This is a genomic window from Ensifer sp. NPDC090286 (assembly GCF_044769565.1).
Taxonomy (GTDB): Bacteria; Pseudomonadota; Alphaproteobacteria; order Rhizobiales; family Rhizobiaceae; genus Ensifer.
The window spans coordinates 512,255-539,198 of sequence record NZ_JBIVYF010000002.1 but is presented as its reverse complement, the minus strand read 5'-3'; the positions used below and the strand labels follow the sequence as shown (position 1 = coordinate 539,198).

General features: G+C 63.5%; 22 protein-coding genes. 3 read left to right on the top strand and 19 right to left on the bottom strand.

Annotated features, from left to right (window positions below):
- Positions 1 to 59: 59 nt before the first annotated feature.
- The 10 genes from ACIQUG_RS12660 to ACIQUG_RS12615 all read right to left on the bottom strand — a co-directional run bounded on the left by ACIQUG_RS12660 (position 60) and on the right by ACIQUG_RS12615 (position 12,868).
- The gene (locus ACIQUG_RS12660) at positions 60 to 2,228 is read right to left on the bottom strand and encodes a glycoside hydrolase (protein ID WP_402321839.1); all 2,169 of its coding nucleotides are present in this window, start codon (positions 2,226 to 2,228) and stop codon (positions 60 to 62) included.
- Positions 2,225 to 3,223, bottom strand: a complete 999-nt coding sequence (locus tag ACIQUG_RS12655) for a glycosyltransferase (protein WP_402321836.1) — start codon at positions 3,221 to 3,223, stop codon at positions 2,225 to 2,227. Before ACIQUG_RS12655 ends, ACIQUG_RS12660 begins: the two co-directional genes overlap by 4 nt.
- 77 nt (positions 3,224 to 3,300) lie before the next feature.
- Positions 3,301 to 3,663, bottom strand: coding sequence for a VanZ family protein (locus tag ACIQUG_RS12650; RefSeq protein ID WP_192449603.1), 363 nt, complete (start codon positions 3,661 to 3,663; stop codon positions 3,301 to 3,303).
- Between the two features lie 173 nt (positions 3,664 to 3,836).
- Positions 3,837 to 4,937, bottom strand: a complete 1,101-nt coding sequence (locus tag ACIQUG_RS12645) for a glycosyltransferase family 4 protein (RefSeq protein WP_402323018.1) — start codon at positions 4,935 to 4,937, stop codon at positions 3,837 to 3,839.
- Between the two features lie 344 nt (positions 4,938 to 5,281).
- A complete protein-coding gene (locus ACIQUG_RS12640) occupies positions 5,282 to 6,526 on the bottom strand; it encodes a glycosyltransferase family 4 protein (protein ID WP_402321834.1) in 1,245 nt (414 codons plus the stop codon).
- An 8-nt stretch (positions 6,527 to 6,534) separates the two neighbouring features.
- A complete protein-coding gene (locus ACIQUG_RS12635) occupies positions 6,535 to 7,305 on the bottom strand; it encodes a polysaccharide deacetylase family protein (RefSeq protein ID WP_402321831.1) in 771 nt (256 codons plus the stop codon).
- The gene (locus tag ACIQUG_RS12630) at positions 7,298 to 8,629 is read right to left on the bottom strand and encodes an O-antigen ligase family protein (protein WP_402321828.1); all 1,332 of its coding nucleotides are present in this window, start codon (positions 8,627 to 8,629) and stop codon (positions 7,298 to 7,300) included. The genes ACIQUG_RS12635 and ACIQUG_RS12630 overlap by 8 nt, the downstream gene beginning before the upstream one ends.
- Positions 8,630 to 8,642: 13 nt before the next feature.
- Positions 8,643 to 10,283 carry a GumC family protein gene (locus tag ACIQUG_RS12625; protein WP_402321825.1) on the bottom strand — a complete coding sequence of 547 codons (1,641 nt, stop codon included), beginning with the start codon at positions 10,281 to 10,283 and terminating at the stop codon, positions 8,643 to 8,645.
- Between the two features lie 127 nt (positions 10,284 to 10,410).
- Entirely contained in the window at positions 10,411 to 11,499 is a 1,089-nt protein-coding gene (locus ACIQUG_RS12620; protein WP_402321823.1) for a GNAT family N-acetyltransferase, read from the bottom strand.
- 49 nt (positions 11,500 to 11,548) lie between these two features.
- Positions 11,549 to 12,868 (bottom strand): lipopolysaccharide biosynthesis protein, encoded by a 1,320-nt coding sequence (locus ACIQUG_RS12615; RefSeq protein ID WP_402321821.1) that lies wholly within the window; start codon positions 12,866 to 12,868, stop codon positions 11,549 to 11,551.
- Between the two features lie 283 nt (positions 12,869 to 13,151).
- Here ACIQUG_RS12615 and ACIQUG_RS12610 point away from each other — a divergent pair, with 283 nt between their 5' ends.
- Together ACIQUG_RS12610 and ACIQUG_RS12605 are read left to right on the top strand one after the other, a co-directional pair.
- On the top strand, positions 13,152 to 13,817 hold the full coding sequence (locus ACIQUG_RS12610) for a N5-glutamine methyltransferase family protein (RefSeq protein ID WP_402323017.1): 666 nt from the start codon (positions 13,152 to 13,154) through the stop codon (positions 13,815 to 13,817).
- Complete coding sequence (locus ACIQUG_RS12605; RefSeq protein WP_402321818.1) at positions 13,814 to 14,926, top strand: hypothetical protein; 1,113 nt, start codon at positions 13,814 to 13,816, stop codon at positions 14,924 to 14,926. Before ACIQUG_RS12610 ends, ACIQUG_RS12605 begins: the two co-directional genes overlap by 4 nt.
- 25 nt (positions 14,927 to 14,951) lie before the next feature.
- On the opposite strand, the gene nadE is transcribed toward ACIQUG_RS12605, so the two are convergent.
- The 8 genes from nadE to ACIQUG_RS12565 all read right to left on the bottom strand — a co-directional run bounded on the left by nadE (position 14,952) and on the right by ACIQUG_RS12565 (position 24,463).
- Positions 14,952 to 15,962, bottom strand: a complete 1,011-nt coding sequence (gene nadE, locus ACIQUG_RS12600) for an NAD(+) synthase (protein WP_402321815.1) — start codon at positions 15,960 to 15,962, stop codon at positions 14,952 to 14,954.
- Complete coding sequence (locus ACIQUG_RS12595; protein ID WP_402321812.1) at positions 15,959 to 17,509, bottom strand: class I adenylate-forming enzyme family protein; 1,551 nt, start codon at positions 17,507 to 17,509, stop codon at positions 15,959 to 15,961. The genes nadE and ACIQUG_RS12595 overlap by 4 nt, the downstream gene beginning before the upstream one ends.
- A 20-nt stretch (positions 17,510 to 17,529) precedes the next feature.
- Positions 17,530 to 17,796 carry an acyl carrier protein gene (locus tag ACIQUG_RS12590; RefSeq protein ID WP_034799210.1) on the bottom strand — a complete coding sequence of 89 codons (267 nt, stop codon included), beginning with the start codon at positions 17,794 to 17,796 and terminating at the stop codon, positions 17,530 to 17,532.
- 23 nt (positions 17,797 to 17,819) lie between these two features.
- Positions 17,820 to 19,757 (bottom strand): asparagine synthase (glutamine-hydrolyzing), encoded by a 1,938-nt coding sequence (asnB, locus tag ACIQUG_RS12585; RefSeq protein WP_402321807.1) that lies wholly within the window; start codon positions 19,755 to 19,757, stop codon positions 17,820 to 17,822.
- Between the two features lie 146 nt (positions 19,758 to 19,903).
- Complete coding sequence (locus ACIQUG_RS12580; protein WP_043613717.1) at positions 19,904 to 20,107, bottom strand: hypothetical protein; 204 nt, start codon at positions 20,105 to 20,107, stop codon at positions 19,904 to 19,906.
- 210 nt (positions 20,108 to 20,317) lie between these two features.
- Positions 20,318 to 21,079, bottom strand: coding sequence for an FkbM family methyltransferase (locus tag ACIQUG_RS12575; RefSeq protein WP_402321804.1), 762 nt, complete (start codon positions 21,077 to 21,079; stop codon positions 20,318 to 20,320).
- A 137-nt stretch (positions 21,080 to 21,216) separates the two neighbouring features.
- Positions 21,217 to 21,681 carry a cyclic nucleotide-binding domain-containing protein gene (locus ACIQUG_RS12570; protein WP_402321801.1) on the bottom strand — a complete coding sequence of 155 codons (465 nt, stop codon included), beginning with the start codon at positions 21,679 to 21,681 and terminating at the stop codon, positions 21,217 to 21,219.
- A 91-nt stretch (positions 21,682 to 21,772) separates the two neighbouring features.
- Positions 21,773 to 24,463: an ABC transporter transmembrane domain-containing protein gene (locus ACIQUG_RS12565; RefSeq protein WP_402321798.1), complete on the bottom strand. Its 2,691-nt coding sequence runs from the start codon at positions 24,461 to 24,463 to the stop codon at positions 21,773 to 21,775.
- A gap of 302 nt (positions 24,464 to 24,765) precedes the next feature.
- Here ACIQUG_RS12565 and ACIQUG_RS12560 point away from each other — a divergent pair, with 302 nt between their 5' ends.
- The gene (locus ACIQUG_RS12560) at positions 24,766 to 25,440 is read left to right on the top strand and encodes a class I SAM-dependent methyltransferase (RefSeq protein WP_402321795.1); all 675 of its coding nucleotides are present in this window, start codon (positions 24,766 to 24,768) and stop codon (positions 25,438 to 25,440) included.
- A gap of 97 nt (positions 25,441 to 25,537) precedes the next feature.
- Here ACIQUG_RS12560 and ACIQUG_RS12555 read toward each other — a convergent pair whose 3' ends face one another.
- A complete protein-coding gene (locus ACIQUG_RS12555) occupies positions 25,538 to 26,704 on the bottom strand; it encodes a hypothetical protein (RefSeq protein ID WP_402321792.1) in 1,167 nt (388 codons plus the stop codon).
- Positions 26,705 to 26,944: the final 240 nt, after the last annotated feature.

Sequence of the window (26,944 nt, the reverse complement as noted above, 5' to 3'; positions counted from 1 at the left end):
CGGGGGAGCATAGGCTGACATCATGGCCATTCATTGATCCGCGAAAGGCTGCCCCACTCCTACCGCAGTTCCAGGAGGAAATAGGTGGTCGGGCCGGAAGGGCCGTTGTTGGAGAGCCGGAAGGCGACATTACCCGTGCCTTGCACCACCGGCGCATGCACGTTGCCGTCGAGGCCCACCGGCGAAACGCTCCAGTTCCCCGCGGTCCGCGCCAGCGTCAGATCGACATAGCCTTCGCGCAGCCGAACCGGCAGCCGGCCAAAATCCTCGATCACCTTCTCCTCGGTATCGCGAAACGCCATGCCGGTGTTCTGCGCATCGGTCGCAAAGATCAGCAGCAGGCGCCGGCTGCTGGCGAGCCCTGCATTCGCATCGAGCGCCGAGATCGCAACAAGCCCGTTGCCATCGGCCCGCTCGACCCGGAGCAGGCCGAGATCGATCGGCTCCCGCAGCGTCGAGAAGGCGGCGGCCTCGGTCCTGTCGGTGACGACGCGCAATTGGCCGGCAAAGCGGTTCAACCGGATTTCGCCGGTACTGCTCTGGTAAATGCCGGCGCCGATGCTGGTGCCGTTATCATCCGAAAGCGCGCCGTCTTGGCGCAGGCTGTCGAGTATCCCTTCGCTGTCTTGCTGGCGCGGTTGCTTTACCGCGGGCACATCGCCGAGCCGGTTCGCCTCTTCAAGGCCGATCCGCCCGACCAGCGCGAGGTCCGTCAGGCGCTCCGGTTCGCGCGCCTGCATGTCGTCGGAAAGATCCTCTTCTCCGCGCACCGCAAACGGGACGGTAACGGCTGAGGTCGCCACGTCGCCGCGACGGTAGAGAAGCGCCGACAGCGTCTCGCCGGCGCGCGCGACGGGATCGAGCGCAATGGCGTAGGGCAGCATTGCCTTCTTGTGCGGGAACGGCTCGCCATAGGAAAGAACGATCGGGCCATGGCCGTGACGGCAGAGCGCATCCCAGCCTTGCAGCGCCGCATAGGCCGGCATCGCCAGCCCGGCCTCGTAGCGGTAGCGGTTCCAGAAGAGGTGATCGTATTCGCTGACGAGGAACGGTCGGTCGAGCCAGCGCGTGGCGGCGATCATGCGAATGTAATTCACCCCGTCGGCGATCGAACTGACCTGCGTCGTCTTGCTGCCGGGCGCATAGCCGCTGACCCAGTCGTGATAGGTGTTCATGGTCACGGCTTCGAGGCCGCGCCGGCTGAGCGACGCCTGGACCGTAGGCCAGTTGTTGTAGTTGCTGATCAGGCCGCGGTAGCCGAGCCCGCGTAGCACCTCGCTCATGCGCGCGGTCGTCGCCGCTTCCGTCTCTGTAAAGAACGCCTGCAGGTCGCGCAGCCGCGGGCCGGGAACGTAGCGGTCCGCCGGCAGCGCCACGGATCTCGCTTCGATCGTCTCGTCTGGGCGCAGATCAGGCCACGCCTTGGCAAGCGCCGCGGTCGATCCGTAGCGTTTGGCCAGCCACGCGTTGAACGGCTTGGCAAGCTGCGGATCATAGGGCGGCTTGCCCGGCCGATCGTGCACGACGGTGTCGAACTCCATGCCGTTCTCGTTGGCAAGAATGACGACCGCGAGCGCGTCGTCGCGGATCGGCGCCACGCCCGTATATGGGTTTACGCGCCCGAGGATCGTCTCCTGCATGCGCTTCCAGTGGTCGAACGCCCGCTCGTCGACAAACAGCTCGAGCTTGAGGTTGCCGCCATCGTCCCAGCGATCGTCAAAGCCGCCGTAAACGCCGCGCAGCGACGACAGGCCGTCCATCATCCAGTAGATGCCGTTTCGCTTCAGCGCCGCCAGCAGATAGTGGATGCGGTCGAGCGTCTCGGGGTCGAAATCGAAGTCCCGGTCGCGGCCGAACATCAGGCTGCCGTCGACGAAATGCAGCCGGGCGAGATTGTAGCCGCGCATCGCCAGTTGCCGGGCGTAACGATCGGCGGTTTCGTGATCGGGAAACCCGCCGGAGGCCGGGCTCCAGGCAAGCGATGCGCAGAGCATGCGCTCCGGCTTGTCCGGTGACTTCGCGAGGGCAAGTCGTCCGCCGGCACCGACGACCAGGCGGTGATCCGCATCGATCGTGCCGTTCGGCAGGAAAGAGGAAAAATCGAGAGGGCTGCCAGCCTCGAACTCAAGCGAGATTTCCCGCACCAGAAGCCACTGGTCCGATGCCTGCGCCGGCGCGCCGACGGCAGCAAGCGCCGCGGCTGCCGCCAGCAGCGGCTGCCACCTCATGCCGGGGCTCCGAGCAGCTTGCTTTCGATCGGCGCGTCAGGCTTCCGGCGCGCGCGGAAGAAGCCGACCGGCAGCGCCGCCGCATGAAAGAACCAGGCAACGACTGTGTAGAGCCCCATGCTGAAACCGCCCTTGCGCAGGCTCATGAGCCCGACGACGCCGGCAAGGATCGCAAGAACGATACCGAGCGCAACGAGCTTGTCGGGCACGAACAGCAGGATCGCCAGCGACGCTGCCCACCAGAGATAGACCAGCGCCCAAAGCTTGAGCTCCGGCAGCTCCCGGACGAGCTGGAAGAAATAGGGCTGGCCGAGCGAGGCGCGCAACAACTCCCCGATGCCGAACAGGTACTTGCTCTTCCAGCGGCGCACGAGCAGGCGATAGGAATTGTCCGTGTGGCCGAAATGCTGGACGAAGCGTCGGTCGAGGCGATGCAGCTTGAAGCCGGCGCTTCTGAGCCGGATGCCGAGGTCGAACTCCTCATAGCCGTGCAGGTTGCGATCGGAGAGATAGCCGACCGCCTCTATCGCCGACCGGCGATAGAGGCCGCCGCCGTTCATGCGGTCGATCGCGCCGATCCGGTTTTCCGGTGAATTACGGGTGACCCGCCGGGAAAATTCGAGGTTGGAGGTCAGCATCTCCTGCACATGGCCGGTAACACCAGCCACTGTGGGATCGTCAGCAAGGAACGCTTCCGCCACTTCGAGGAAGTCGTCGTCCAGCAACATGTCGCCGTCAAGCAGGCAGATATGCGCGTGCCGCGAATATTGGAAGCCGAGTTGCGGGCCGATGCCGCAGCTCGGAAGCGCCGGCGGGCTGATCTGTGCGATGACAACAGGATAGCGCGAGGCGATCTCCACCGTCCGGTCCCTGGAGCCGCTGTCGGCGACGATGACCTCGCCGCCAACGGCTTCGAGCGCCTTCAACGCGCTTTCGATCGTCGCGGCGATGCGCTTTTCTTCGTTCAGCGTCTTGATGATGACGGATACTGCCACGCGATCCCCCAGTCTCGACGGAGCGCAGGCCTGCTCCGGTTGCCGCCGATCTTACCGGCGATATTTTGCGTTTTGGTTTACCGCCCCAGCAGCCGCAGCAGCGGCAAGCGAAAGCGATAGAGGAACCAGCCGCCAAAGACGCCGCAGGCGCCGCCGAGAAGCTTGACCATCACATCCGTCAGGCGTGCGTGGCGGTCGGCAGAAACCATCTGCAACAGTTCGAAGCCGATGGCGGTCGCAAAGACCAGAACCAGCACGAGCGCCAGCCGCCGCGGATAGGCGATCGCAAACAGCAGGCCCAGCAGTCCGAAGGCCCCGAAACGTTCGAGATGGACCATGTGCCCGATGCGCGGCCGCAGGTCGAGCGGCGACATCGTCGAATAGGCGATCACGGCAAACAGGATCCATGCGAAAAGGCTGGCGGCGCGTTTGATAGTCATTGTCGGCTTGTCTTCCAGGCGGCGTGCGAGGCACGGCAATCATCGAACGATCGGCGACGGCGCCTGCGCGTTCATCGCGTTGCGGGGGCGCGGTCGCATTCTTGAGGAGAGCGGTGTGCGGTGAACGCACGAGGCAGGCTCCGGCCGGCGACACGGCGGACGCGAACGCCCGGCTACTTCGCCAGCAACGCGCTATACACCGCCGCGGTCCTTTGCGCCACATTTGTCCAGCTATAGGCGGCTTCGGCGTGCGCGGCGCGTTCGCGCACCTCCTCGTCGCTAAGCGGGGCTGCGAGCTTGTCCACGATGCCGGACGCCAGCGCATCGATATCGCCCAACGGGAAATACTCGTCGGGCGCCAGCTCCAGCTCCTGATTGGCGACGATATCGCTTGCCAGGACCGGCAGCCCGTAGGCCATCGCCTCGAGCAGCGCAATCGGCATTCCCTCGTGGCTGGACGGCAGCACGAAGAGGGCGGCATTGTCGAAGAGTTCCGCCAGCCTGTCGCCCGTCTGAAAGCCGGTGAGCACGACGCCCGGCACGTCGTGCGCAAGCGCCCTCACCTCCTTGGCATAGGGCGTCTCGAACTCTGCGCCGCCGGCAAGAACGAGCTTCGTGTCGCTGAGGCCGCACTTGGCGAAAGCACGGATGAGATCGAGCTGCCGCTTTTCCGGAACCAGGCGGGCGGCGAGCAGAATATAGCGCCGCCGCTCCAGGCTGAACTCCGCGAGAGTGCCGGCCTCTCCCGTCGGCGGGGTTACCTGGACGCCGTTCGGCACCAGCGTCATCGCAACATGGTGCTGGGCGTGCATCGTCTCGGCGATGTCCTTCGAAATCGCCACGCGACCGTTCGAGAACCGCATGCCGAGGCGCTCGCCGAGCTTCAGCGTGCGCTTGGCAAACCCGCCCCATTTCTGCCGGTCATAATCGTAGCCATGGTGGGTCACCACGACCTTGAGACCGAGCAAGCGCGCAAGCGGCGTCATCAGCGCCGGGCCGATGGCATGAATGTGCAGGACATCCGGGCGCCGCCAGGCGGCGAGCCAGACACCGAGGAAGGTATGGACGATCGCTTCCAGCGCCATACGGCGCGGCGCCCAGATAGGAACGACGTCCACCCCATTCCAGGCGTAAGCCTCGCGATCCTTCAGATAGCCGCGGCGTCCGACCACCTCGACGTCCCAGCCGTATCCAAGCAGCTTGCTCGCCAGCATTTCGACGTGTTTCTCGACGCCGCCCTGAACGTTGGGGATACCGCGCAGGCCCAGCATCATCACACGCTTGCGCTCGCCGCGTGCGGCCAGCGCGCCGCTCTGAGCGGGGTGGCCGTGCTGTCGGCCAGCGCGTGCGGCGCTTTGCAGTGGCAGCCGGCCGGCGCCGTCCGACAGTCCGGTCTGTACCATCTCCTGCGCAATCACCGGCTGTTGCTGGCGATGACTTCGCGAAACATCAGACTTTCTGCTCATGTGTCGCCTCGAAGGTTGCCCGTTCCGTTTACTAGGGCGATATACTTAATCACCGCCAAGATATTTCATTTACCCCTTATATAAATGACCGAAAACCATAGCGCGAGCCCAGGTTACTACAAATTGTATCGTAACGTTAATGGCGGACGCCATCAGACCGCGCCCAGCCTGGAATAGAGGTCGATCGTCCTTTGCCGATAGGCGGCGGCGGAGAACTCGTTTGCGATCCAGCGTCGGCCCGAAGCCCCCATCGCAGCGCGTTCGGCAGCCGGCAGACCGGCCATCGTCGAGAGCACGCGGGCGAGATCGTCGGCGTCCCCCGAAATCGCGGTCATGCCGGTCTCGCCCTCGCGGATCATTTCAGGAATGCCGCCGATCGAGGCTCCGATCACCGGCCGCCCCAACGCATAGGCCTCAAGCACGCTGATCGGCGCGTTCTCATACCATTCGGAAGGCAGAACCAGCGCCAGCGACTGCCCAATCAGGCGGTGCAGGGCCTCGCCGGAGAGATAGCCGGCAAAGGTTACGTCGGCGCCGGTTTGCGCAACCAGCTGACGCAGCATCGCTTCCTCGGGCCCGGTTCCGGCGATCACCAGCCGTTGGCCCGATGCGGCCGCCGCGCGGATCAGCGTCGCCAACCCCTTCTCCGGGGCCAGCCGTCCGGCAAAGACGAAATAGTCGGCCTCGACCCAGTCGGCCGAATAGTCGTCGACATCGACGAAGTTCGGGATATGGACCATCTGTTCCCGCGGCCAGCCCCATTCGACCAGCTTCTCGACATAGAATTTGCTCGGTACGACGATGCGGTCCACTTTGTTGCGGTAGAGACCGAGGCCGCGGTGAACGACGGTTTCGGCGAGCACGACGGCGCTCAGCGTCGTCTCCCCCTTGATGCAGCGATGACGCAAGACGTTGTAGATATGCCCTCCGCGACAGTCCTCGCAAACGGCACCGTCACGCAGCATCTTGTAGGAGGGACAGGCGAGCTTCAGATCGTGGGCGGTCATGACGACCGGGACGCCGGCCGCCTTCAGCGTCGAGAAGATCGCCGGCGAAAGATGGTGGTAGACGTTGTGAGCATGGGCGACGGAGGGCCGGGCGCGCTCGATCAGCCGGCTGACGTTCTTCTGCGCTTCGCGCGAGTAGATGACGCTTGCCGCCTGCACCACCTTGCGCAGGAGGTTGGTGCGCCGGCCATACTCGATCTCGGAGACGAAATAGTCGGACCATGGCGAGGCTTCGTTATCCTCGTGCTGCATGGCGAAAGGCACCACGTCCCAGCCGATATCCGAAAACATCTTCATATGGTCGAAAAAGACCGCCTCCGCGCCGCCGCGGCGATAGAAGTAGTTGTTGATGGCGAGCAGCCTGTTGCCGCCGTTCCCCTGCCCCGACATGCGCCCTCCTACCAGCCGAGCCTGTCGAGCGCCTGCTCGACCGGCAACACGACACAGCCCTTCTCAACCGCATAGCGAACCAGGGTCTCGAAGGTCTCGGGCGTGCAGCCGTAGGGCGTCGGACGCGCGGCGATGTCGTGGGTGAAAAACACGAGCCAGCCCGGTCGATCGACGACATCGTCGATCCAGCCCGTGAGCGCTCGAGCGTCCGCCTCCGGCTGCCGGATCTCGACGGCCTTCAGCATCAGCGGATCGACGGCCGTGCGGTTGACGCTCTCGCCGGCCGCACGGCAAGTGCGGTAGCGGCGCCCCAGTTCCCGCCGCGCCGGCGGCCAGGCGGCATTGTAGGGAAAGGCGAAGTTTGTTGCAGCCGCACTGACGCCGCTCTGCCTGAGATAGGCGGCATTGCGGTCGAGATCCCGGGCGAGCCCGCCTCCGCCCAGACGCCTGATCTTGCTGTGGGAATAGGTGTGGCAGCCGACCTCGTGACCCCGACGAGCGAGCTCGGCGCAGCCCTCCGGCGAGATCAGGGTGCGATCCGTCTCGACCCGCCCCCCAAGCCCTCCGGCGATATAAAACGTTCCGTGCACGCCATGACGTTCGAGGATCGCGGCGCCGTTGTGCAGTGCTGAGTCCGGCACGTCGTCGAAGGTGAAGGAGACAAGCGGCGCATCGGTTATAACGTCACGCGGTTTCGCCGCGAGACGCCAGATCAGCCGGTTGGCGACGCGGTCGACAAGGCCGTCGACCCTCGACAGAGCCTGTGAAAAACTAGGCATGCGCCACCATCCTTTGTGCAAGCGGGCGTGGTTCGGTTGCAAGCGCTGCCGAGGACTGCAGGCGCAAACCGCAAATCGCGAAGAGCAAGGTAAACCACAGCACGTTCGGACCATCGAAGAAGAAGGCCTCGAGGCTGGCGCTGTAGATCGAATAGAGCCAGATCCGCAGGAACAGCCGCGTGAGATCGCTGCGCTGCCGGGCCGGCGGAATGCGCGAGATATGATAAAGCGGGAGCACCACCAGCCAGAGCAGCGTGAGGATCAATCCGGGTATGCCGATGACCAGAAGCGTCTCGAGATAGGAATTATGTGCATGGGCGGCGCGAACCGCCCAGGTCTCGATGCCGCCGCCGCTAAAGACCACTTCCTCGGTCTGCCAGAAAGCCTTGAAGCCGCGCCCGATAAACGGCTGTTCGGCGATCACCGAAAAGGCGAAGCGCCAGACGTCGGCGCGGTTCGTGAAGGTCGCGTCAATGCCGAGCGACGTGACGAATTCGCCAAGTGGCCGAAAGACGGCCGACCCGACGGCGAAAAGATTGAACAGGGCCACGCCGCCGATCGCGATCGGGATGCGCATCAGGCGTACGCGTTCGAACAGCCATGCCAGAAGCAGGATGCCCGGCAGCATCGCCGTCGAGGTCTTCCCTCCCGTGTGGATGAGGAAGAAGAAGGCGAGGCCAACGATGGTCACGCCGGCTAGCTTCGACCACCGATGCAGGACGTAAAGGCCGAGAAACGAGGCCAGCACCATGGCGACGGCCGCTTCGTTCTTGTGACGAAAATGGCCGCGCCACAGCCCTGCATGCATCGGCTCCAGCACTTCGTTGGCCTGGTGAATGGACAGAAGCGGCTTGAACAGAACGCCGTAATAGGCAACCGCGAGCATGACGAGCGTCGAGATCGCCAGCATCTTGGCGAAGTGCCGCTCGTTGGCCGGCAGCAGCAGATAGACGTTGGCGTTGACCGCGACCATCGTCGTCAGGATGATCGCCTTGATGCCGTTGGCCGGATGAGCGGAAACCAGACAGGCAAAGAGCACCCACAAAAGCAGAACCGCAAGCAGCACCCGCGGCTGCATCAGCCCGCGCCGCATCGGATGCAGCACACCGTAACAAGAAGCGCCGGCAAACAGCAGCAAGGCCACGATCTGGTTCAGCCGGCTGGAATTGTCACCGCCCGGCTCCAGCAGGCTTTCCTTGGTCAGGTCGACGAAGGAATGGAAGGGAATCCAGTAGTAGATGGAAATCGCCAGGAACAGGAAGGTCCCGACGCGGACCCTCAGGGTTTCGGCAGAGTTGACCGGATTGCCGCTGAGATCGGGCACGATGGCCGCCCTCTCACGGCGCCAGGGGCTGCGGACGACGGATGTATCTCCACAGACCGAGGGCAAGCGCGAGCGATATGCCGAGAACGATCCCGAGGAAGCCGCCGCCGGCGAGCAGAACCACGGTGCGCGGCGGCCAGCTGCGTGCATTCGGCGGCAAGGCGCGCGAGATCACGCGAACATTGGTCGTGTCGATCTGCTGGCGTTCAGTGATCTGCTGGGCACGCGCCAGGTGGGTCTCATAGATGGCGGCCTTGGCGCGGGCGTCCCTTTCGAGATCGCGCAGCTGTACCTGGGCTTCGTTGTCGGAAAACACGTTCGACTTCTCGTCGCTCGCCTTGGCGCGCAAGGCCGAAAAGGCCTGCTGCTCCCGGTCCATGTCCGCCTTGGCGCGATCGAGGATGCGGCGCGCTTCGTCGGCCATGGCCGATTCGAGGTTCGCGCGCTCCGAGCGCGCGTTGACGAGGCGCGGATGGCGCTCGCCATAGGTGCGCTGCATGGAGGCGATCTGCTGCTGCAGCACGTTGTACTGTTCGCGCAGATTCGTCATGTTGACGGATTCGAACTCGGAGGCGCTTGCGGTCCGCCCTTGCGCGATCGCATCGTTCATCTGTCGGTAGCGGGTATCGGCCTGGATGAAGCGCTGCTGGGCGTCGAGGACCTGGGTGTTGAGTTCGTTCGAAAGCTGATTGCTCACGAGCTGGCCGTCATTGGTCGACTGCAGCCCGTTCTTGCGGCGGAAATCCTCAACCGCCCGTTCGGCTTCGGTGACGTTGTGGCGAAGTTCGTCGAGCCGGGCGTTGAGGCTTTGCGCGACGCGACCGGCACTCTCGGCGGCGGACTGAAACAGCTCCTGCTCGAAGGCCGCGACGATCGCATCCGACAGCGTCACCGCTTTCGCAGGCTCTTCGCTCCAGACCTTCATCACCACCACGAAGGACCGCTCTTCGCGCCGGGCTTCCACCCGCTCCGACAAGGCGCGCATGGCGGCAAGCTCGTTTCCGGCCTGCTGTTCCGCCTTCGTCGAGAAGAGGTTCTTCAGCGAGCTAAAGGCCGAGGGCTTCACGAATTCCGGATCCTCGGTGAGGCGCAATTGGGTGATCACCCGCGACAGCACATTGCGCGACGTCAGGATGCGCAGCTTGCTTTCCACTTCCAGCAATTGCGCATCGCGCTGCGGGTTGCTGGTGAAAACGTCATCGCTGACGACGTTGAGGTTGGACGGATCGACGACGATATCAGTGTAGACCGTATAGCGCGGCGTCGCCGTCATCGCATAGGCGAGCGCACCGCCCACACACAGGACGAGCGCCAGCACGATCCAGATGAGCCCGTCGCGCAACCAGCCGATGATATCGTCGATGCCGATCCTGCTAAGGCCGCTCAACCCGGGAAAATAGCTATCACGAGGCGCGTTAGCCGTCCTGGACACGGGACGCGCCACGTCAGTGGGGTGGGGCGTGGCGTTCGGAATATCTCTGGATTGGCGCTGGATTTCGGCGGGCCTGTCTGTTGCCGACCTGTCGGCGGCAGCCTCCGCTTCGTGAAGGTCCGACGAGAGCAGATCGAGCAACGAGCCTCTTTCGACCGGTGCACGCTGCTCGCGTGCCGGTTGACTGGCCCCCTGTTTTCCGGCCTCGTCCGGCCTATACATAAGCATCCCTCACGCACGCCCATCAAGACGCGAAGATCGTGACCCCGCGAGCCGCCTTCTAGCGCAGAATTAAGGTTGTACGGTGAATATTCCGTTAAACGGCAGGATTGTCGCTTAACCCATGGCTTCAGAAGTCGGTCAACAACCGGCTCCAGCTCTCCGATGCCAGGCCGCCGACATAGATATCGTTGCGCTGGGCCGCGTCTTTCAGATCGGCATGCCGCGTCACCATGCAGAAATAGCCGCGATGGTGGAAAGACAGCCATCTCTGGCGCGAGATCGCATTCATGAGGAACGGCTGCGAGCTGCCGACGGCGAGCGCATAGCCTTCGGCGTCAAGCGCATGGAACATCTGTGCGGTGACGTCGAACTCGCGGCCGGCCTCGCAGACGACATTGAGCACCGTCGCCCGCTCGCCGGCCTTGCCGAAGTAGAGATAGGCGCCGATGACGCGCCCGCTCTCGTCTCGAACCTCGCGGCAGAGAAGATCGCCGAGCGGCGTGTTCAATCGCGCGACCATCACCAGCCAGTCGAACTCGCTTCGCGACCAGACCGGCCTCACGGAAAAGCGCTGCAGCATCGGTTCTGCGAGATCGACGAAGGCGGCGGGGTCGATGGCGTGCGTCGTGCAGCCGGCCACCGGATCGGGTTTCGTACGCGGGCGGCGACGCCGCAACAGCCGGTCGGCAAGCGCGAGCGGCTTGGAAAGGATCGGGGATCGGAGCGGGCGCACTTGCCGACTAACCGTCAACCCCCAGGCTTTGAACGGCCGGAAGGAGCGACGCCAGTCGAGACTCTGGATCGGCAGCACGACGCCTCCGCCGGCAACCCAGTGATCGGCGCTGACCGGAGACGAGTTGTCGGAAAAACACATGTCCTGGCGTGTCGCCCGCATGGCGCGCGCCAGGCAGGCGGCGCCGACCGCGCCGGCCTTGCCTTCGGACATGAAGGCGCAGAGAAGCTTCGCCACCGTCCGGCGGCCGTTGACCGTGAACTCCATGGGAAGTGCCAGGATGGCGCTGCCGATGCTGCCGGAGCCGTCGTCGTAGACGATGCTGCCGTGTTCAGGCGCGTATAGGGGGCTGCCGAAGAAGATGGTCTCGACATAGTTCTGCAGTTCCGGGCTCGCGTCCTGCTCCCGCTTGCGAAAGATCCGGGTGAACATGCTGCTGACGGCCGGAATATCCCGGGGTTCCATGGCACGCACATTGCCCATGCGGGGCATTTCCCGTCCGAGCGACCGTGCAGCCTGGATTTTCCCCAGCTCAGCCTCCATGCGCCACCCCCGTCGACAGGGAAGCTGCACCGGCCTGCTCCCGATCGCGCCGCACGAAACGCAGGAAGACCGCCCATGAGACGATCACCATCGCGATCTCGATCACGTAGAAGGAAATGAACGTGCCTGTCGGCGGTGCGTACCAGGTCGCCCAAGCGGTGAGTGCCGCCCCAAGCACGCTGCCAAGACCCATGACCGACGCGCGGGCCGGATGATGGCCGGACGCGCCAAGCGCCTCCATCGCCACCGACCACATGGCAAGCGGCACGACGACCCAGCACAGGATGCGAACGAAGGAAACGAGGGAGACGTAGTCCTTGCCGAAGAGATAGGGAAGCACCGGCGCCACCACGAAGACGGCGACGGCCGCAGCAATGCTGATCGAGGTGGCCGCGAACAGCACCTTGCGCACGCGCTCGAAGGCATGGTGCAGGCCGGCTGCGGTCGCCTTTGCCGAACCGGGATAGATCAACCGGTTCAAGGCCTCGACCGACAGGTAGCTGCTCTCCAGCATGCGTCGTGCGACGCTGTAGCTGGACATGACCTCGGCACTCGCGACCAGGCTCAGGACCAGAAGATCGGCGTTCTGCCGCACTGCGCGCAGGATGAACGGGATACTGAAATAGAGCCCGAGCGGCAGCTCTTCCCGCACGATCCCGTAGGTCGGACGTCCCAGTCCCTTGACCGCCCGCCAGCAGCCAAAGGCCACGATCACATGGCACACGAACTGCCAAACGGCCCAGGAGGCAACCGACGCCACTCCGAAGGCGATGCAGGCGAGCGCTGCAGCGATGGTGCGCGCCAGGGCGAAACCGACGACCACCTTGTTGGCCGAGGCAAAATTCGAATGCGCGAGAAAGATCTGCTCCGCCAGCACGATGACGCGCACGAAGATGATGTTGGTCACGAGCATCAAGGTGATCACTGTGACATTGGTCACCGGATCGGGCGAAAGCGTGAAGAAGAACGGCAACACCGCCGCGCCAAGCAACACCAGCAGCACGCCGCTGATCGCAGTCAGGATGATGTTGTGGCCGAGCATCTGCGGGTACATGCTGCGGTCGCGCGCGACGCGGCGCACCAGGCACTCCATCGCGCCGAGACCGCACAGGTGAACCGCGATGTTGGCAACGGCCGTGATTGCGACAAAGACGCTGAACTCATGCACGCCGAGAAAACGCGCGAGGATCGCAAAGGTCAGGAGTTGCGCAGCCGAGCCAATGACAAGGCTGCCGCCGGATGCAGCATAGGATATGATCATCGAGAGGAACGGTTTGTGCGCGCGTTCCTTCACACCTTCCGAAGCCATTCCGATCTGCCCTTGATCTCAACCGCTCATTGTTACGCTCAAAAAGCGTTCAATGACAGCGAGCACCCGCCTCTGATCACGCGCACGGTAACAGGCAGAAATGATTGCGCGGTTAACGTGCTCGCAGCAATTGTATTTCAGCTTCCGTTTACTCAATTACACTAGGCTGCGGTCCGCACGTCTACAGAGTTTTCCAGCGACATGAGGAGCGGCCGTGGCGCACGACGACATCAATCCGACCGACCGACCGACCGAAGACCGGGCCGCGACACTGCACCGGTTCATGGGTGTCGAACTGGAACTTGCGCCCGACGTCCTGGTTCCGCGGGAAGAAACGGAGCTTCTTGGAAGGAAGGCCGTTTCGATCCTTGAAGGCGGCCCTTCGGACGTCACCATCATCGACATGTGCTGCGGTTCCGGCAACCTCGCCCTTGGCATCGCCAGCGAGATCCCCTCGGCGCGTGTCTGGGGCGCGGATCTGACGGACAGCACCGTCGCGCTTGCCCGCCGCAACGTCGATCGGCTCGGCCTCGGCTCGCGCGTCTCCATCCGGCAGGGCGATCTTTTCGCGGCGCTTGAAAGCGACGATCTGCAAGGCAAGATTGACGTCGTGGTCTGCAATCCGCCCTATATCTCGACCGGCCGGCTGGAGGGCGACCGCGCGCACCTGCTCGAGAGCGAGCCGCGCGAAGCCTTCGATGGCGGCCCCTACGGCATTTCCATCCATCAGCGCCTGATCCGCGACGCGCTTGCCTTCCTGAAGCCGGGAGGCTGGTTGTTGTTCGAGTTCGGCGAGGGCCAGGAGCGGCAGGCAGCCGCCCTTCTCTCACGGGCGAAAGCCTATGCACCGGTCACCTTCGCGACCGACCGCGACGGCAAACCGCGTGTCGCCATTGTCCAGAAAATCGCCGACCCGGCGGCGGCGGGCACCGGAGAGCTCGCCCGATGAGCGAAATCCGTTCGCTAGAATACGCGGACGTTCCAGCGGTCGCCGGAATGTTCCAGCGGGTGTTCCGCGAGGAGCGGACCACTTCGCCAGCCCTTGCCGACTATATGCGGCAGCTCTATCTCGACGGACCGAACTCCGATGCGGAAATCAGACCGCTGGTGCATGTGAACGACGAAGGCCGGATCACCGGTTTCGTCGGCGTCAACGCGCTGCCGATGACGCTGAACGGTCGGCCTCTGCGCGCCGCGATCTGCGGATCGCTGATGGCGGAAGACCGTGAAAGCGATCCCTTGGCGGGAGCGCGCCTCATGAAGGCGTTCCTCGCCGGTCTGCAGGATCTATCGTTCAGCGAGACGGCAAGCGAAGTCTCGGTGCAGATGTGGACGCGGCTTCGCGGCGTGGTCCTGCCGCAGTACAGCCTCGACTGGGTGCGCGTCATCCGTCCGGCGACGTTCAGCCTCAGCGTCGCCTCGAACCGTATCAAGCCCGCCCGGCTCGCCGCGCCCTTCGCGCGTGCGCTCGACAATTTCTATCGCAAGCGCATGGGCCAGGGCGAGCAGCGCTGGTCCGCCCTTCCCGAAGCGGGAGCGGCACCGGCCGGCTTCACCGCGACCGAGACGGACCGCAGCGGCTTTGCCGCCGTTGTCGACCAGTTCACCGCGCAATTTCCACTTCGCCCCGAATGGAGCGATGGCCAGCTCGACCACATCCTAGCCGATGCTGAAAAGAAGCCGGAGCAAGGCGAGCTCGTCTACGCGCTGGTAACGGCCCGCACGGGCGCCGTCGTCGGGGCCTTCGCCTACTACGCCAAGGCCGGTGAAATCGGTCGGGTCCTGCAGATCCTGGCGCGGCCAGGGCAGGCCGGGCCGGTCATCGACTGCCTGGTCGACGCGGCGTCGAGACGGGGCCTTGCGGGCTTGCGCGGACGCACGCAGCCGGCGCTGATGGAAGCCATGCTCGGCCGACGCATCGCCTTCGTGCACGTCGCCTCGACCGTCGTGCATTCGCGCGACCAGCAGATTGTCGAAGCCTGCCGCGACGGACAGGGCTTCTTCAACGGTATTTCCGGCGAATATTGGAGCCGGCTGATCGGCGGCAGCTTCTCTTGAGCGTGACCGGCGGTCCGGCCAGGCCTCAATAGCCGGCGATCTCCTCCACGGGCTGCACCAGTTGCGGCCCGAGATGCAGGTAGCGCGTCGCCTTGCGCTTGGCGGCGATATCGGCCCAGACCCGTTCGACCTGCACCACGGTCAGGCCGGCCGCCTTGGCGACGTCGTCGATCTCGATCCCGTGGTTGAGGCCGTATAGGCAGAGGTCCATGCGATCGTAAGGCAGGGAGAAATAAAACTCCTCCTGCGTCTGCTCCAGCGAATAGGTGTCGGTCGTCGGCGGGCGACGGCAAACTTCGGCGGGAACACCGAGATGGGCGGCAAGCGCATAGACCTGCGACTTGTAGAGATGGGCGATCGGCTTGACGTCGGCGGCGCCATCGCCGTTCTTGACGAAGAAGCCCTGGTCGTATTCCAGCCGGTTCGGCGTACCGAGCACGGCGAAGTTCAGCCGGTCCGCATGGTAGTACTCGACCTGCTTGCGGGTGCGCTGCTTCATGTTGGTGGCAGCGACGACGCCGAGATAGACCGATGGCGGCATGCGGTGTTTCGATTGCACGCCTTCAGGGCTCTGAACCACCAGCGACGAGATGTTGTAGCCTTCGCCCTCGAGCGCATTGGCGATGACGACCTTCGAGGCCCATCCGTCGCCATAGTCCGGAACCAGTTCCCGAATGAAGGCGTCGCGGCGCTCGTAGCAGCCCATGGCCTTGAGCGTCGGCCCGATGTCTTCGACGATCGCCTCGACGCCGAAGGTTTCAGCCACCAGCCGGCCGAAGCGCAGGCTTTCCGGATCGGAATCGTTTTCCGGCATGAACAGGCAGAAGACGTTCTTGGCGCCGACCGCGCGCACCGCAAGCGCCACAGAGACGCTCGAGTCGATGCCGCCGGAGAGCCCGAGCACCAGACCGCGCTTCTTCATGGAGCGCAACTGCCCGCGCAAGCCGGAAACGATGCGGTCGGTCTCGGCCGCATGGTCGATCGTCAGGGTTTCGGCCGAAAACAGGCCCGTGCCCCCGGTTGTTCTGATGTTCATTGTGCAGGCTCCATCGTCTCGGCGGCAAGTCGACGGCTGACCTTGCCGGTATCCGTCTTCGGCAGTTCGGCGCGGAATTCGATGATCTTCGGTACCATGAAATCCTCGAGGTGGCGGGTGCAGTGGCGGATGATATCCTTGTCGGTCAAGTCAGGATCCGTGCGCACCACAAGGGCAGCGATCGCGTGGCCGAGCACCGGATCGGCCACGCCGACCACGACGGCCTCGGCGATGCCGGGATGAGCATGGAGCACGGTCTCGACTTCCTTGGGCGCCACCTTCTCGCCACGGGTCTTGATGATGTCGTCCTTGCGGCCGACGAAATAGAGAAAGCCCTCTTCGTCCGTCTGGAAGAGGTCGCCCGTATAGAGCACCTTTTCCCATGGGTTCGGTCCGGGCCGTAGCATGCGCTCGGTCGCCGCGTCGTTGCGCCAGTAGCCCTGCATCACATGCGGCCCGCGGATGACGAGTTCGCCGGGAACGCCCGGCGGCACGCGGCTGCCCTCGTCGTCGACGACGAAGGCTTCCGTATTCGGGATGGCGATGCCGACGGAGCCCGGCCGGCGATCCAGTTCCTCCGGCGGCAGATAGGTGCAGCGCTTGCACTCGGTCAGCCCGTACATCGAATAGAGCCGCGCGCCCGGGAAAAGCTCACGCAGGCGGGCGATGTGCGGCGGCGGCAGCGCCGCGGCGGTGTTGGAGAGATAACGCAGGCTCGGCAGGAACCCCGGCTCCAGATCGCGCATCTGCAGGATCATCGCCGCCATCGTCGGCACCAGCGGGAAGCCGGTGACGCCCTCCTCGCGGATGCGCTCGAAGATCGCATGCGGGAACGCAAAGGACTTTTCGAGCACCAGCGTCGCGCCGAGCCTGATCGCCATCAGCAACTGGTAGAGGCCATAGTCGAAGGCGAGCGGCAGCACGTTGAGGATGATATCGTCGTGCTCGTTGCGCAAGTAGGTGGTGATCGATTCCGACGCCGCGTCGATATTGCGATGGGTCATCATCACGCCCTTCGGGCGCCCGGTCGAACCCGACGTGTAGATCAGCATCGCCAGATCGACATCGATGCCGCGATGCGGCACCGGCGTCGCCGCTGCCGACAGGCAGCCCTCGAAGGGCACCGCGCCGGCAGGCGACTGACCACTGGGGGCTGCGGTCGATGCAACGAAGATGTCGGCCTTGCCGCTGCTCTGCGCCCGGGCTTCCGCCACCACCGGCATCAGCTTGGCCTGCGTCAGGATCGCGGCCGGCTCGCAGTCATCGATAATGTAGGCGAGCTTGTCCGCCTTGGTGGAGGCGTTGATCGGGCTGAAGGTCGCGCCCGCCTTCAGGATCGCAAAGATCGAGACGGCCGCCTCCCAGCAATTGTCCATGAACACGAGGACGCGGTCGTTGCGCTTGACGCCTGCCTTAGCCAGCGCGGCCGCCAGCCGGTTCGACAGCTCGTCGAACTCGCCGTAGCTGAGCCGCTTGCGATCGGTGACCAGCGCCGTCTTAGCCGCATGCCGTGCCGCATTGCCGATGAGAAATTGCTCGAACCGCATGGAACGCCCTCGGGTCTTGGTTAGGCCGTGGCCGGCACTCCGGCCTTTGCCTCGATGAAGGCCGAGATGCGCGCGAGCGAATCGAGGTTCGCAGGCACGATGTCGGCGTCGGCCATGGCAATGCCGAACTGGTCTTCGATGAAGGCGACGAGTTCGAGAACGCCGGTCGAGTCGATGATATCGTTCTCGATCAGCGATGCGCCGTCGGCGAGATCGTAGGAGGTATCGCCAAACAGGAAGTTCTCGATGACAAAGGCCCTGACCTTGTCCTTAATCGTTTCCGTCATTTCATGTCCTTTCCCAATGGGTTTCAGGCCGCTTGAGCGGCGCGGATGCTGGTGCCGGTAAAGGTCTGCAGCCAGAGCTGCGTCGACAGGATGCCGACGAAGGCGGCGTTGTCCCTGAAGCCGGTGGTCGGTTGCGACTGGCATTTCTCGTAGAGCTTGCTCACGGCCTTGGCATTGAACAGACCGCTGTCACCGATGCGCGTCTCGCTCATGGCATCGCGAACGTAATCCAGTTCGCCGGCGCCGGTGAACGAATGGCTGTCGGGCGCGCGATAGGGCTGCTTTGTGCGCTGACCGATCGTCCGCGGAAGCAGATCCTTTGTCGCTTCGCGCAGGATGTGTTTTTCCACCAGGCCCTTCAGCTTCATTTCCGGCGGCAGGCGCGTCGCGAACTCCACGAGCCGGTGGTCCAGGAACGGGAAGCGTCCCTCGATCCCGTGCGCCATCGCCATGCGGTCGCCCTGGCTGGAGAGAATGTAGCCGGGCAGAAGGAAACGGCTTTCGAGATACTGCGCCTGGTGCAGCGGATGCCAGCGACCGAATTCGGCAGGAAGCCTGCTCGCCAGATCTTCGGCCGCGTCGTAGCCCTTCAGCGTGGCGCGCAGATCGGGAGAAAAGAAGATCTTGGTCGCGGCCGTGCTCTTGAACCGCGGGTGGTGCGAAAACAGCGGGTCGTCGAGCGGCACGTCGCCGGCGCCGAAAAATGCGGCGAGATATTCTGCCGATTGCTGCTGCAGGCCGGGCAGGTAGGGGTAGAGCTTCCGGAACAAATGCGGGCGGATCTTCGAACCGGGCTGGCGGCCGCAGAAGCGGCGCACCCGCGCCTCCTTGAAGATATCGTAGCCGGCAAAAACCTCGTCGGCGCCCTCGCCTGTCAGTACGACCTTCAGCCCTTGCTCGCGCACGAGGCCCGAGAGTTGGTAAAGCGGAGCCGGCGCCGTGCGGATGATTGGACGTTCGGCGAAACGGACGACCTGCGGGAACACTTTCGCGATGTCGCCGGCGCGACAGGCGACCGCGCTATGATGCGTGCCGAGAGCCTTCGCCATTTCCATCTGGAAGGCACTCTCGTCGTGCTCGACGCTATCGAAGGTTACGGAAAACGTGCGCAGCCCCTGTGGCGCCATTCCCGCTGCAAGCGCCGAGACGATGGAGCTGTCGAGCCCGCCCGAAAGATAGGAGCCGACGGTCACGTCGGCCCGCATGCGGATCCGGGTCGCATCGCTAAGAAGGGCGCGCAATTCCTCAGCCGCGCTGCGCTCATCCGTAAACAATGGCGGCGCGTCGTGATCCGGATAGTCGAGTTGCCAATAGGGGCGGATCGACGTCCTGCCCTTCTCGACGATCATCAGGTGAGCCGGCTCGAGCTCGTGAATGCCGCGAAAACCGGTCCGCGGCGCGATCGGCGCCCAAAGGGTAAAGATCTGGTCGAGCGCAACCGGATCGAGTTCGGCGGAAATGCCGGGAACCTGAAGCAGAGCCTTGATTTCGGAAGCGAAATAGAACGTCCCGCCATGGGTCGTATAAAACAGCGGGCGCACGCCCATGCGGTCGCGCGCCAACATCATGCGCTGGCGGCGTCGATCCCAGATCGCGAAAGAGAAGTCGCCGTTGAGGACGGACAGGCAGTCCTCGCCCATCTCGGCGTAGAGGTGCAGGATGACCTCGGTGTCGCTCCCGGTGCGGAACCGCCGCCCCTTGGCGCGCAGTTCCTCGCGCAATTCGACGTAGTTGAAGATCTCACCATTGAAGGCGATCGAAAGGTCGCCGGCTTCATCGGACATCGGCTGCTGGCCGTCGCCGAGACCGACGATCGAGAGCCGCACATGGGCGAGCCCGGCCTCCGGCGCGGCAAGAATACCGTTTTCATCCGGGCCGCGATGCGCGATCGCAGAGGCCATCCTTTTGAGAAGGATTTCCGCCTCCGGGACCGACCCGAAATAGCCACCGTAACCGCACATGCCGAGATACTTTCACACCGTTCGATCACTGCCGGACCATAAACCGCATGACGGAATCATGGGTTAATCTCCGGCATTTTCTAGTTGTATGGTAAATACCGCCGTTCAGGCGCCGCCTTGAGGATGAGCGCCGCTGGCCTCTGCCGTCAGCGCTCCGGAATTCGTCTTTTCGATGCCATCCTGAGCATCAGATACAGAAACAGGATTGGCCAGAAAACGCAGACCAGAAGCCCGGCGAAGCGATACATGTTCCAGGGTGCATGCGCCTGCAAGCCCTCGAGATACGTCATCGCCACGAGAAAAAACGCGGTCAGGCCATAGGCGACACCGGCAACGTATAACCAGGACATGCGACCGCCCTCCGCGACGCGCCACAACCGAAACCAGAAAATAGCAACAGCGGACTTATACCACCGGAAGTAACATCTTGAAACGAAGAATTAACTTTAAGCGGAGGCATGGTTAACCGAACCGGGGATCGTTTCGGTTCTCGGCGAATGCCCGGAGCATCGCCATTCGCGTTCTGAAGACACGGAACGAATTTGAGCTGCCAGCAGTCCTCAGCGGCTGCCCTCGCGAGCCACGAACAGCAGGTCGAAACCGCGGAACTCCCGGCGCGCGATCGATTTGCGCAGCGCCGTCCAGATGGCCGAGGGATTGTCGAGGCGGAAACCTTCGAAGCTGCGGATCAGCCCGACAGTGGCGGTCATGGTGCGAAGGACACGTGACAGCCTGGAGCCCGTCAGCGACGCAAACAGGATCTGCGGGTGGACCGCCAGCAGCACACCGGCCGTCCGCGTCCGATCGATCGTTCGGAACTGGTCCAGCGCGCGATACTCGTAGCCTTCGATGTCGATCTTGAAACAGAGCCGTTCGGTCCGGGCCATGTCCTGAAGGGTTGCGATCGTCACGGTACGCGCCCTGATCGCCTCGCCGTCGTCGTCGGCGATCAGGGCCGATGTTTCGGAGCTGCCGAAACCGCCGCCGACGGAATGCAACACGAGAACGTCATCCTCCGACAGAGCGGCATTGATGACCCGCACCTCGCCGCAATTCTCCGGCTGCATTTCCTTGAGGATGCCGAAACAGACAGGGTCGGGCTCGACCGTGATGACGTTGTCGGCAATCTGTGCCGCCCAATAGGGCGTCACGCCGATCCAGCCGCCGATGTCGATGAAGGTCGTCTTGGCGTCGACCAGGCGTTCGATGTTCTGGAACGTGCAGGGCTCCCAGTCACCGTTCTGCAGCCGCGCGAAAAAGCGCTTCTTTTCCGGCTTGTCGGGAAACTGAACGGTCTTGTGGAAATAGGTGATCGAACGCATGGCGTTTCTCTAACCCATATCCGGACGAAGCGGAATCGATTTTGCGAAGGGCTCGTATGCCCGAGGCGAATGACTGCCCCGGCGCATCACCGTCTGCATTTTCGGGAAGGATCGCCCGTACAAGGGAGCCGCCGCCGTCAGGCGTCCACCGGCTCCATCGAACCGCGGGCCTCGCTGAGTTCTGCCGTCGTCTGCGCGAGGCGGTCGGCGAGAACACGCATGATTTCCACCGCCATCTCGGGGAAATCGGCCAGAAGCTTAAGGAAATCGTCCTTGCGGATGCGCAGGGCTTCGAGCGGCGTGCTGGTGCGCACGGTCGCCGTGCGTGGCGTATTACAGAGAATGGCGATTTCGCCGACGATCGAATTCTGCTCGACTTCGGCGATCGTGAACGGTCCGCTCGCCGTATTGATCAACACCTCGGCCTTGCCGGAAAGAATGACATAGGCGGCGTCGCCGATGTCACCCTGGTAGAAGAGCGCTTCGCCGGCGCTGTACATGACCCTATCGGACGTGAAGGCCAGAAGTTTCAGCTTTGCCGGCGGCAATCCCGAGAACAGGGTTATTCGGCGCAGCATTTCGACTTCATCTTTGAGCAACATCACAATCCGTGTCTCCGAGTTCCCGTCGGGAGCAACTTGCCTCCCGCATCGCGGCGGGACCATATGCTCGTGCCCTGACATTAATATTACATCAAGATGCCATTTCCTTATAGTCAGGTCGTTCATCCACATTGGCGTCGTGCAGCAGGCGCCCGTTCTCGAAACGGGCGACGCGGTCGAAGAGGTCCGTCAACGCTGGATTGGCGAGGACCCAGATCACCGCCGGATCGCGCCCGCCCTGATCGAGCATCGCAAAAACGTTGCGGACGACCTGTTCCTGGACACGCTGGTCGAGCGCCAGGAGCGGCTGATTGAAGATGTAGTAATCGCAATTGCGGATCAACGCGCGCGCAAGATCGAGCTTCTGCCGCTGCGCGGCCGTCAGTCGCTTGCCGCCGGCGCCGACATTGAAGTCGAAGCCGAAGGAAAGCACTTCGTTGTAGAGGCCGCCGGCCTCGAAGAGGTCCCGGACGATGGCGCGGATTTTCTCCGAGCCGTCGGCGTGTTTGTGACCGATACGCCCGAAGAGCACGTTATCGATGATGCTGCCGGACGCGATGAAGCGGTTCGGACGGTAGTGCTCGATCATGCCTGCGAGATCGGCCGGCAGGCCTTCGTCGAACTCGCGCCGGGCGGCGACGATCTTCGCCATGACCTCATCGGTCAAGAGACCGAAACGATGCCGGGGCTCGATATAGTCGAAGCACAGCCTCAGCACCTTGATCTGATCGTCTTCCGAGACTTCGCCCTTGCCCTTGGTGCGGACCTTCTGGAGAATGGCCTCATAGACCGGGATTTCCTCGGCGGTCATGAATGTCAACTGCTGGAAGAACGGGTGATCCGGCGGCAAGTCGCGGAACAGTTCGACGACGTTCTCGGCGATCTCGATGCCCATCTCGTAGAAGACGTCGCGCAGGCCGACCCGCTGCAGGATCGTCTTGAAGAACGGATGGTTCTCCAGCGCGTCTGCCCACACCACCTGATCGGTGATGGTGCCAAACAGCATGTTTTCGCCGATCGTCGCCTCGACGTTGTAGGTCCCGGGCTCGAAGAACACGACGAGGTCGCTGAGCTTTTCCTTTTCCAGACGCTGCCGGAGCGCACTGCGCATCTCGACGATGCCAGCGGCAAACTCCGCATGCTCATGGGGATCGATGGTCGAACGCACGGCCAGCGCCATGACGTCGTTGGTCAGAAGCACGGCGTCGAGAACCGGCCGGATCTGCACGAGCAGATCGTCCGGCCCGTTCGCCCCGGCGGATCCATAGTCGATCCAGTCGCTGTTGACGTCGAGATACGGGTTGCCGGCCAGCCGGGCCTCGGTCACCTCCCACTTGCGGTGCGTGGCACGCTCGCCCTCATAGACCTCGTTCGTGAGCGGCGCATGCTTCAGCCCGTAAAGGATGTTGTCGCCGAGGCTGCCCTGGAAGACGTAGACGTCGGACGAAGCATAGGCGATACGCCGGCCGGTCACCGATTCCGGCAGCTCCAGAATGTCCTGTCCACCGACGAGCACCTTGCCGCTTGCCGGCCAGACGAGGCGGCCGAAGGCCTCGGCGAGCACTTCGCCGCCGCCCATCAGCGCCACCTTCTCGCCGGGCTGCACCTGCAGCGAGACATGGTCGAGCAACGTCGAGCCGCCGTCGTCGATCACCGTCAGATTGACGGCCGCAAGCGGGCCGGCGAGCGGCACCGCAGCGGTCGTCGCCACCGCCTGCACCTTGGGATCGAGCAGCGTGTCGACACTGAACTGCTCGACCACCTGCGCATATTTCACCTGGACGTCCTGACGGGCCTGGTCCCAGTCGATCAGCTCCTTCAGCGGACCCGGCAGGTCCTTGTAGGCGCCGATGACGGCGACGAGCTGGCCGATGTCGAGGCGACCCTGCAGGGCGAAATAACCGCCGATCGCGTAGAACAGGAAGGGCGTGACCTGCGCCAGGAAGTTGTTGATGAACTTGACGAGGAATTTCCACTGGTAGAGGTCGTAGCGGATCTGAAAGATCCGGCCGAGGCGAGCCGCAATGTCGGCGCGCTCGTAGTTCGACGTGTCGTGACCGCGGATCGCGCCGATGCCGTCGACGATCTCGCTGACGCGACCGGAGAGCTCGCGCGCCGTCAACTGCCGCTCGCGTCCAAGCACGAGGAGCCGCTTGCGCATGCGCGGAATGATAATCGCCTGAACCGCGACGATCAGCGTTGCGATCAGCCCGAGCCAGAAGCTCTGCAGGAGGATGAACACCAGCGCCGTCAAGGCCTGGCCGCCGAGCAACGCGGGCGAGACGAAGGCATCGCCGGTGAAACCGCCGAGCGGCTCGACCTCGTCCTTGATCATCGTCGCGATTTCGGCGGGCTTCACCCGCTTGAAATGGCTGGGCGGAAAGCGCAACACCCGGTCGACGAGTTCGAAACGGATGCGCCGCAACAGCCGCTCGCCGAGCCGTCCCTTGAACGTGTTGATGTAGAATTTGAAGAGACCGTTGACCACCACCAACGCCAAGAACACCAGGCTGAGGGCAAGCAGCATGCCTTCGCGGCCGAGCTGGAAGCCGTCAAAGACATTGAACGTGCCGAAATACGGCAGGTCGAAGGATATCGGCAGAAAGGCCTGCGTGGCCTCCGGACTGTCGAAGCCATCGCCCTGGATCGGCCCGTTGACGATCTGCTTCGGCAGATCGAACGACAGGAAGTAAGGGATCATCGACAGCGCGACGACAACCAGGATCCAAAGCTGGTCCTTGCGCGTGTGGGTCCAGATATAGCGGGAAAGGCGTGGTTCCATGTTACTGGCGATAGGACCTTATTGAACACGACTGCTGCTGGCGGGCCGGGTTGCCACATGTCCCCTGCACGCATCACTCTTCGGCGACACCTCCGGACGGTGCCCTAGGGCACGCTCCTGAAGGGACGCCTGCATATTCCGCCCGGCGCCGAATCCGGTTGATCGATTATGCAGGTGCGAGGGAAATCTGCAATGGACGCGGTTTCCAACAGGCGGCTTATATACTATCGACGCAGAGGTCGACGTTCCCAAAGGAACACGCCGTTATTGCACTCGCTCAATGCGCAGCTTACAACGGCCGCATGAAACACACCAGCCATCCCCCTGCCCAAACCCGCGACTGGTACGAGCATGCCTTCGATCTCGCGCGTGGCATCGCCGCCTATACGCGCAGTCCGCTGATCGAAGGGATCGGACGGGTGATCGCCAAGCATCCCGACGCACACATCGCCAATGCCTTCAACCACAAGCAGGTCGCCTGCAAGGTCTGGGCGCGCGATACGCTGTTTGAGGTCGCGGGCCCCTCCTATGGCAAGATCGCCATTCTCGGCGGCTGGTACGGTATTCTCGGCGCCATGCTTCTGGAAGACCAGCGCTTCGACGTGGCAGCCGTAGACAGCTTCGACATCGACCCGGACGTCGAAACAGTGGCGCGGACCCTGAACGCTGCCTTTCCGGACAAGTTTCACGCCGTGACGGCGGACATGTACGCGATCGACTACGCAGCGCTCAAGGCGGACCTGGTGATCAACACGAGCTGCGAGCATATCGCGGACCTCAAGGCGTGGCTCGATCGCATACCGGCCGGCACGCGGGTTCTACTGCAATCCAACGACTATTTCAGCGAGCCGACGCATATCAACTGCGTGGCCTCGGTCGAGGAGTTCGCCAAACAGGCGGCGCTGACGACTGTCGAATTCGCCGGCGCGCTGCCGACGAAAAAATACACCCGCTTCATGCTGATCGGCACGGTCTGAACCGATCGGGAGTGCACGTGTTTGACCGGACGACACCCATGCGCTCCGGCACCGTTGCCCGTCTTCGGCAGCGGCGGCTACCGCCGCTCCTCGACGTTCAGTCATGCGTCTCGGCAGCTCTTGCTTTCATCTCGCTCCAGAGGGACGACGCGGTTCCGGCGAAGGCCCTGTAGCCTGCTTCAAACGGATGTCCGTCGTTGTCAGGATAAAAGCGCTGCCCGGCCAAGATCGCATCCAGCAAGGCATCGGCCGTTGCGTCGACCGCACTACGATACGACAGATCAAGGCGGCCGGCGACTTCCCGAATTTTATCCTCAAGCGCGATCTGACGTTCGACACTGCGGATGAAGCCGGGATCGGCAACGGCCAGCTGGCCACTGCGCCGAAGATGCTCGAAAACCACACGCTCCTTGGACGGAATGAGCAACAGTCCCACCCGTCCCCGTCCCTGCGCGGCCCAGTCGGCCGCGAAACGTTCAAAGTCGCCAAACATCGCTGCCGTCTCGGATGAAGCCAAATCGCTCATTCGACCGGCATCATCCACATAGCGCCGCGACACGGGCGGGATCCCGTCCGGGAACCGGTAATAGTCTGAGGTTTCATCGCCGCCCGCGCCAAACAGGCGCGCATACAAGTTCGCCACACGGTCCTTAACCGCATACTGATAAGCGCTCAGAAGCGCGACGTTCTCGAACAGCTTCGTCTTGATGTTCGCCGATCGTGCCTTGGTGCATTGCGTATGGCTTCCGGTCGGGCTGAAGAGAGCCTGCAGGTGAAGCCGCGCCTGTTCTGCAAGCCAGAAGTCGGAACGCGCGTTCATGATATCGCAGGCCGAAAAAACGATCGCGAAGTCGTTGGCTGGGAAAATAGCGACGATCGCGCCTTTGGCTCCCTGTGCCAGCGCGTCGTGGATGAGCGCGTGGTAGGTGTAGATGCCGTAGCTTCCGATACCGAAATTGTAGGTGTGCTCGCCGGTGATGGCCTGGAAGACGGCCGGCCAGGCCTGGCCGCTCTCGACGTTGTTGCCATAGGTCATCGAGTCGCCGATTGCGGCGACGTGAAAGTCCTGCCGTGCGCCTGCCGGGTCGCGAAAGCCGTCCCCGTCAACGCCGGAAAGGGTAGGATCGAGACGATAGCCGTACTTCTCGTCGGTGGTTCGGTGCGATTGCGTTCCGATCGGAAACGGCGTGAACACGCGCAGCATTACCTCGCCGGCCCCCAACGCCAGGGTCACTGAGATCAACAGCGCGATCAGATTTCTCAACTGCCCCTCCTGCCTTAAGCGCTCGACGCGCCGAAATCCCCTGGCATTGTTCTGCGACCGACGTTCACCGCGACCGCGCCACTGCCTCTACGCCCGTCAGCCGGCACCGGTTCAGCGCACAGGCGATGGCGCGAGGCCAGCGGTCGTTGGAGAAATCGACAAGGTAGGAGAGCCGTGCGGGCAACGCTTCGCCAAGAGAATGAACCAGTCCTGGCGAGACCTTGCGTTTCGTGCGCAAGG

Bases quoted from the DNA above. Each gene is read 5' to 3' on its own strand.
- ACIQUG_RS12660 (WP_402321839.1), bottom strand. From the start codon at position 2,228: ATGAGGTGGCAGCCGCTGCTGGCGGCAGCCGCGGCGCTTGCTGCCGTC.
- ACIQUG_RS12650 (WP_192449603.1), bottom strand. From the start codon at position 3,663: ATGACTATCAAACGCGCCGCCAGCCTTTTCGCATGGATCCTGTTTGCC.
- ACIQUG_RS12645 (WP_402323018.1), bottom strand. From the start codon at position 4,937: ATGATGCTGGGCCTGCGCGGTATCCCCAACGTTCAGGGCGGCGTCGAG.
- ACIQUG_RS12640 (WP_402321834.1), bottom strand. From the start codon at position 6,526: ATGTCGGGGCAGGGGAACGGCGGCAACAGGCTGCTCGCCATCAACAAC.
- ACIQUG_RS12635 (WP_402321831.1), bottom strand. From the start codon at position 7,305: ATGCCTAGTTTTTCACAGGCTCTGTCGAGGGTCGACGGCCTTGTCGAC.
- ACIQUG_RS12625 (WP_402321825.1), bottom strand. From the start codon at position 10,283: ATGTATAGGCCGGACGAGGCCGGAAAACAGGGGGCCAGTCAACCGGCA.
- ACIQUG_RS12620 (WP_402321823.1), bottom strand. From the start codon at position 11,499: ATGGGCAATGTGCGTGCCATGGAACCCCGGGATATTCCGGCCGTCAGC.
- ACIQUG_RS12615 (WP_402321821.1), bottom strand. From the start codon at position 12,868: ATGGCTTCGGAAGGTGTGAAGGAACGCGCGCACAAACCGTTCCTCTCG.
- ACIQUG_RS12610 (WP_402323017.1), top strand. From the start codon at position 13,152: ATGGGTGTCGAACTGGAACTTGCGCCCGACGTCCTGGTTCCGCGGGAA.
- ACIQUG_RS12605 (WP_402321818.1), top strand. From the start codon at position 13,814: ATGAGCGAAATCCGTTCGCTAGAATACGCGGACGTTCCAGCGGTCGCC.
- nadE (WP_402321815.1), bottom strand. From the start codon at position 15,962: ATGAACATCAGAACAACCGGGGGCACGGGCCTGTTTTCGGCCGAAACC.
- ACIQUG_RS12595 (WP_402321812.1), bottom strand. From the start codon at position 17,509: ATGCGGTTCGAGCAATTTCTCATCGGCAATGCGGCACGGCATGCGGCT.
- ACIQUG_RS12590 (WP_034799210.1), bottom strand. From the start codon at position 17,796: ATGACGGAAACGATTAAGGACAAGGTCAGGGCCTTTGTCATCGAGAAC.
- asnB (WP_402321807.1), bottom strand. From the start codon at position 19,757: ATGTGCGGTTACGGTGGCTATTTCGGGTCGGTCCCGGAGGCGGAAATC.
- ACIQUG_RS12580 (WP_043613717.1), bottom strand. From the start codon at position 20,107: ATGTCCTGGTTATACGTTGCCGGTGTCGCCTATGGCCTGACCGCGTTT.
- ACIQUG_RS12575 (WP_402321804.1), bottom strand. From the start codon at position 21,079: ATGCGTTCGATCACCTATTTCCACAAGACCGTTCAGTTTCCCGACAAG.
- ACIQUG_RS12570 (WP_402321801.1), bottom strand. From the start codon at position 21,681: ATGTTGCTCAAAGATGAAGTCGAAATGCTGCGCCGAATAACCCTGTTC.
- ACIQUG_RS12565 (WP_402321798.1), bottom strand. From the start codon at position 24,463: ATGGAACCACGCCTTTCCCGCTATATCTGGACCCACACGCGCAAGGAC.
- ACIQUG_RS12560 (WP_402321795.1), top strand. From the start codon at position 24,766: ATGAAACACACCAGCCATCCCCCTGCCCAAACCCGCGACTGGTACGAG.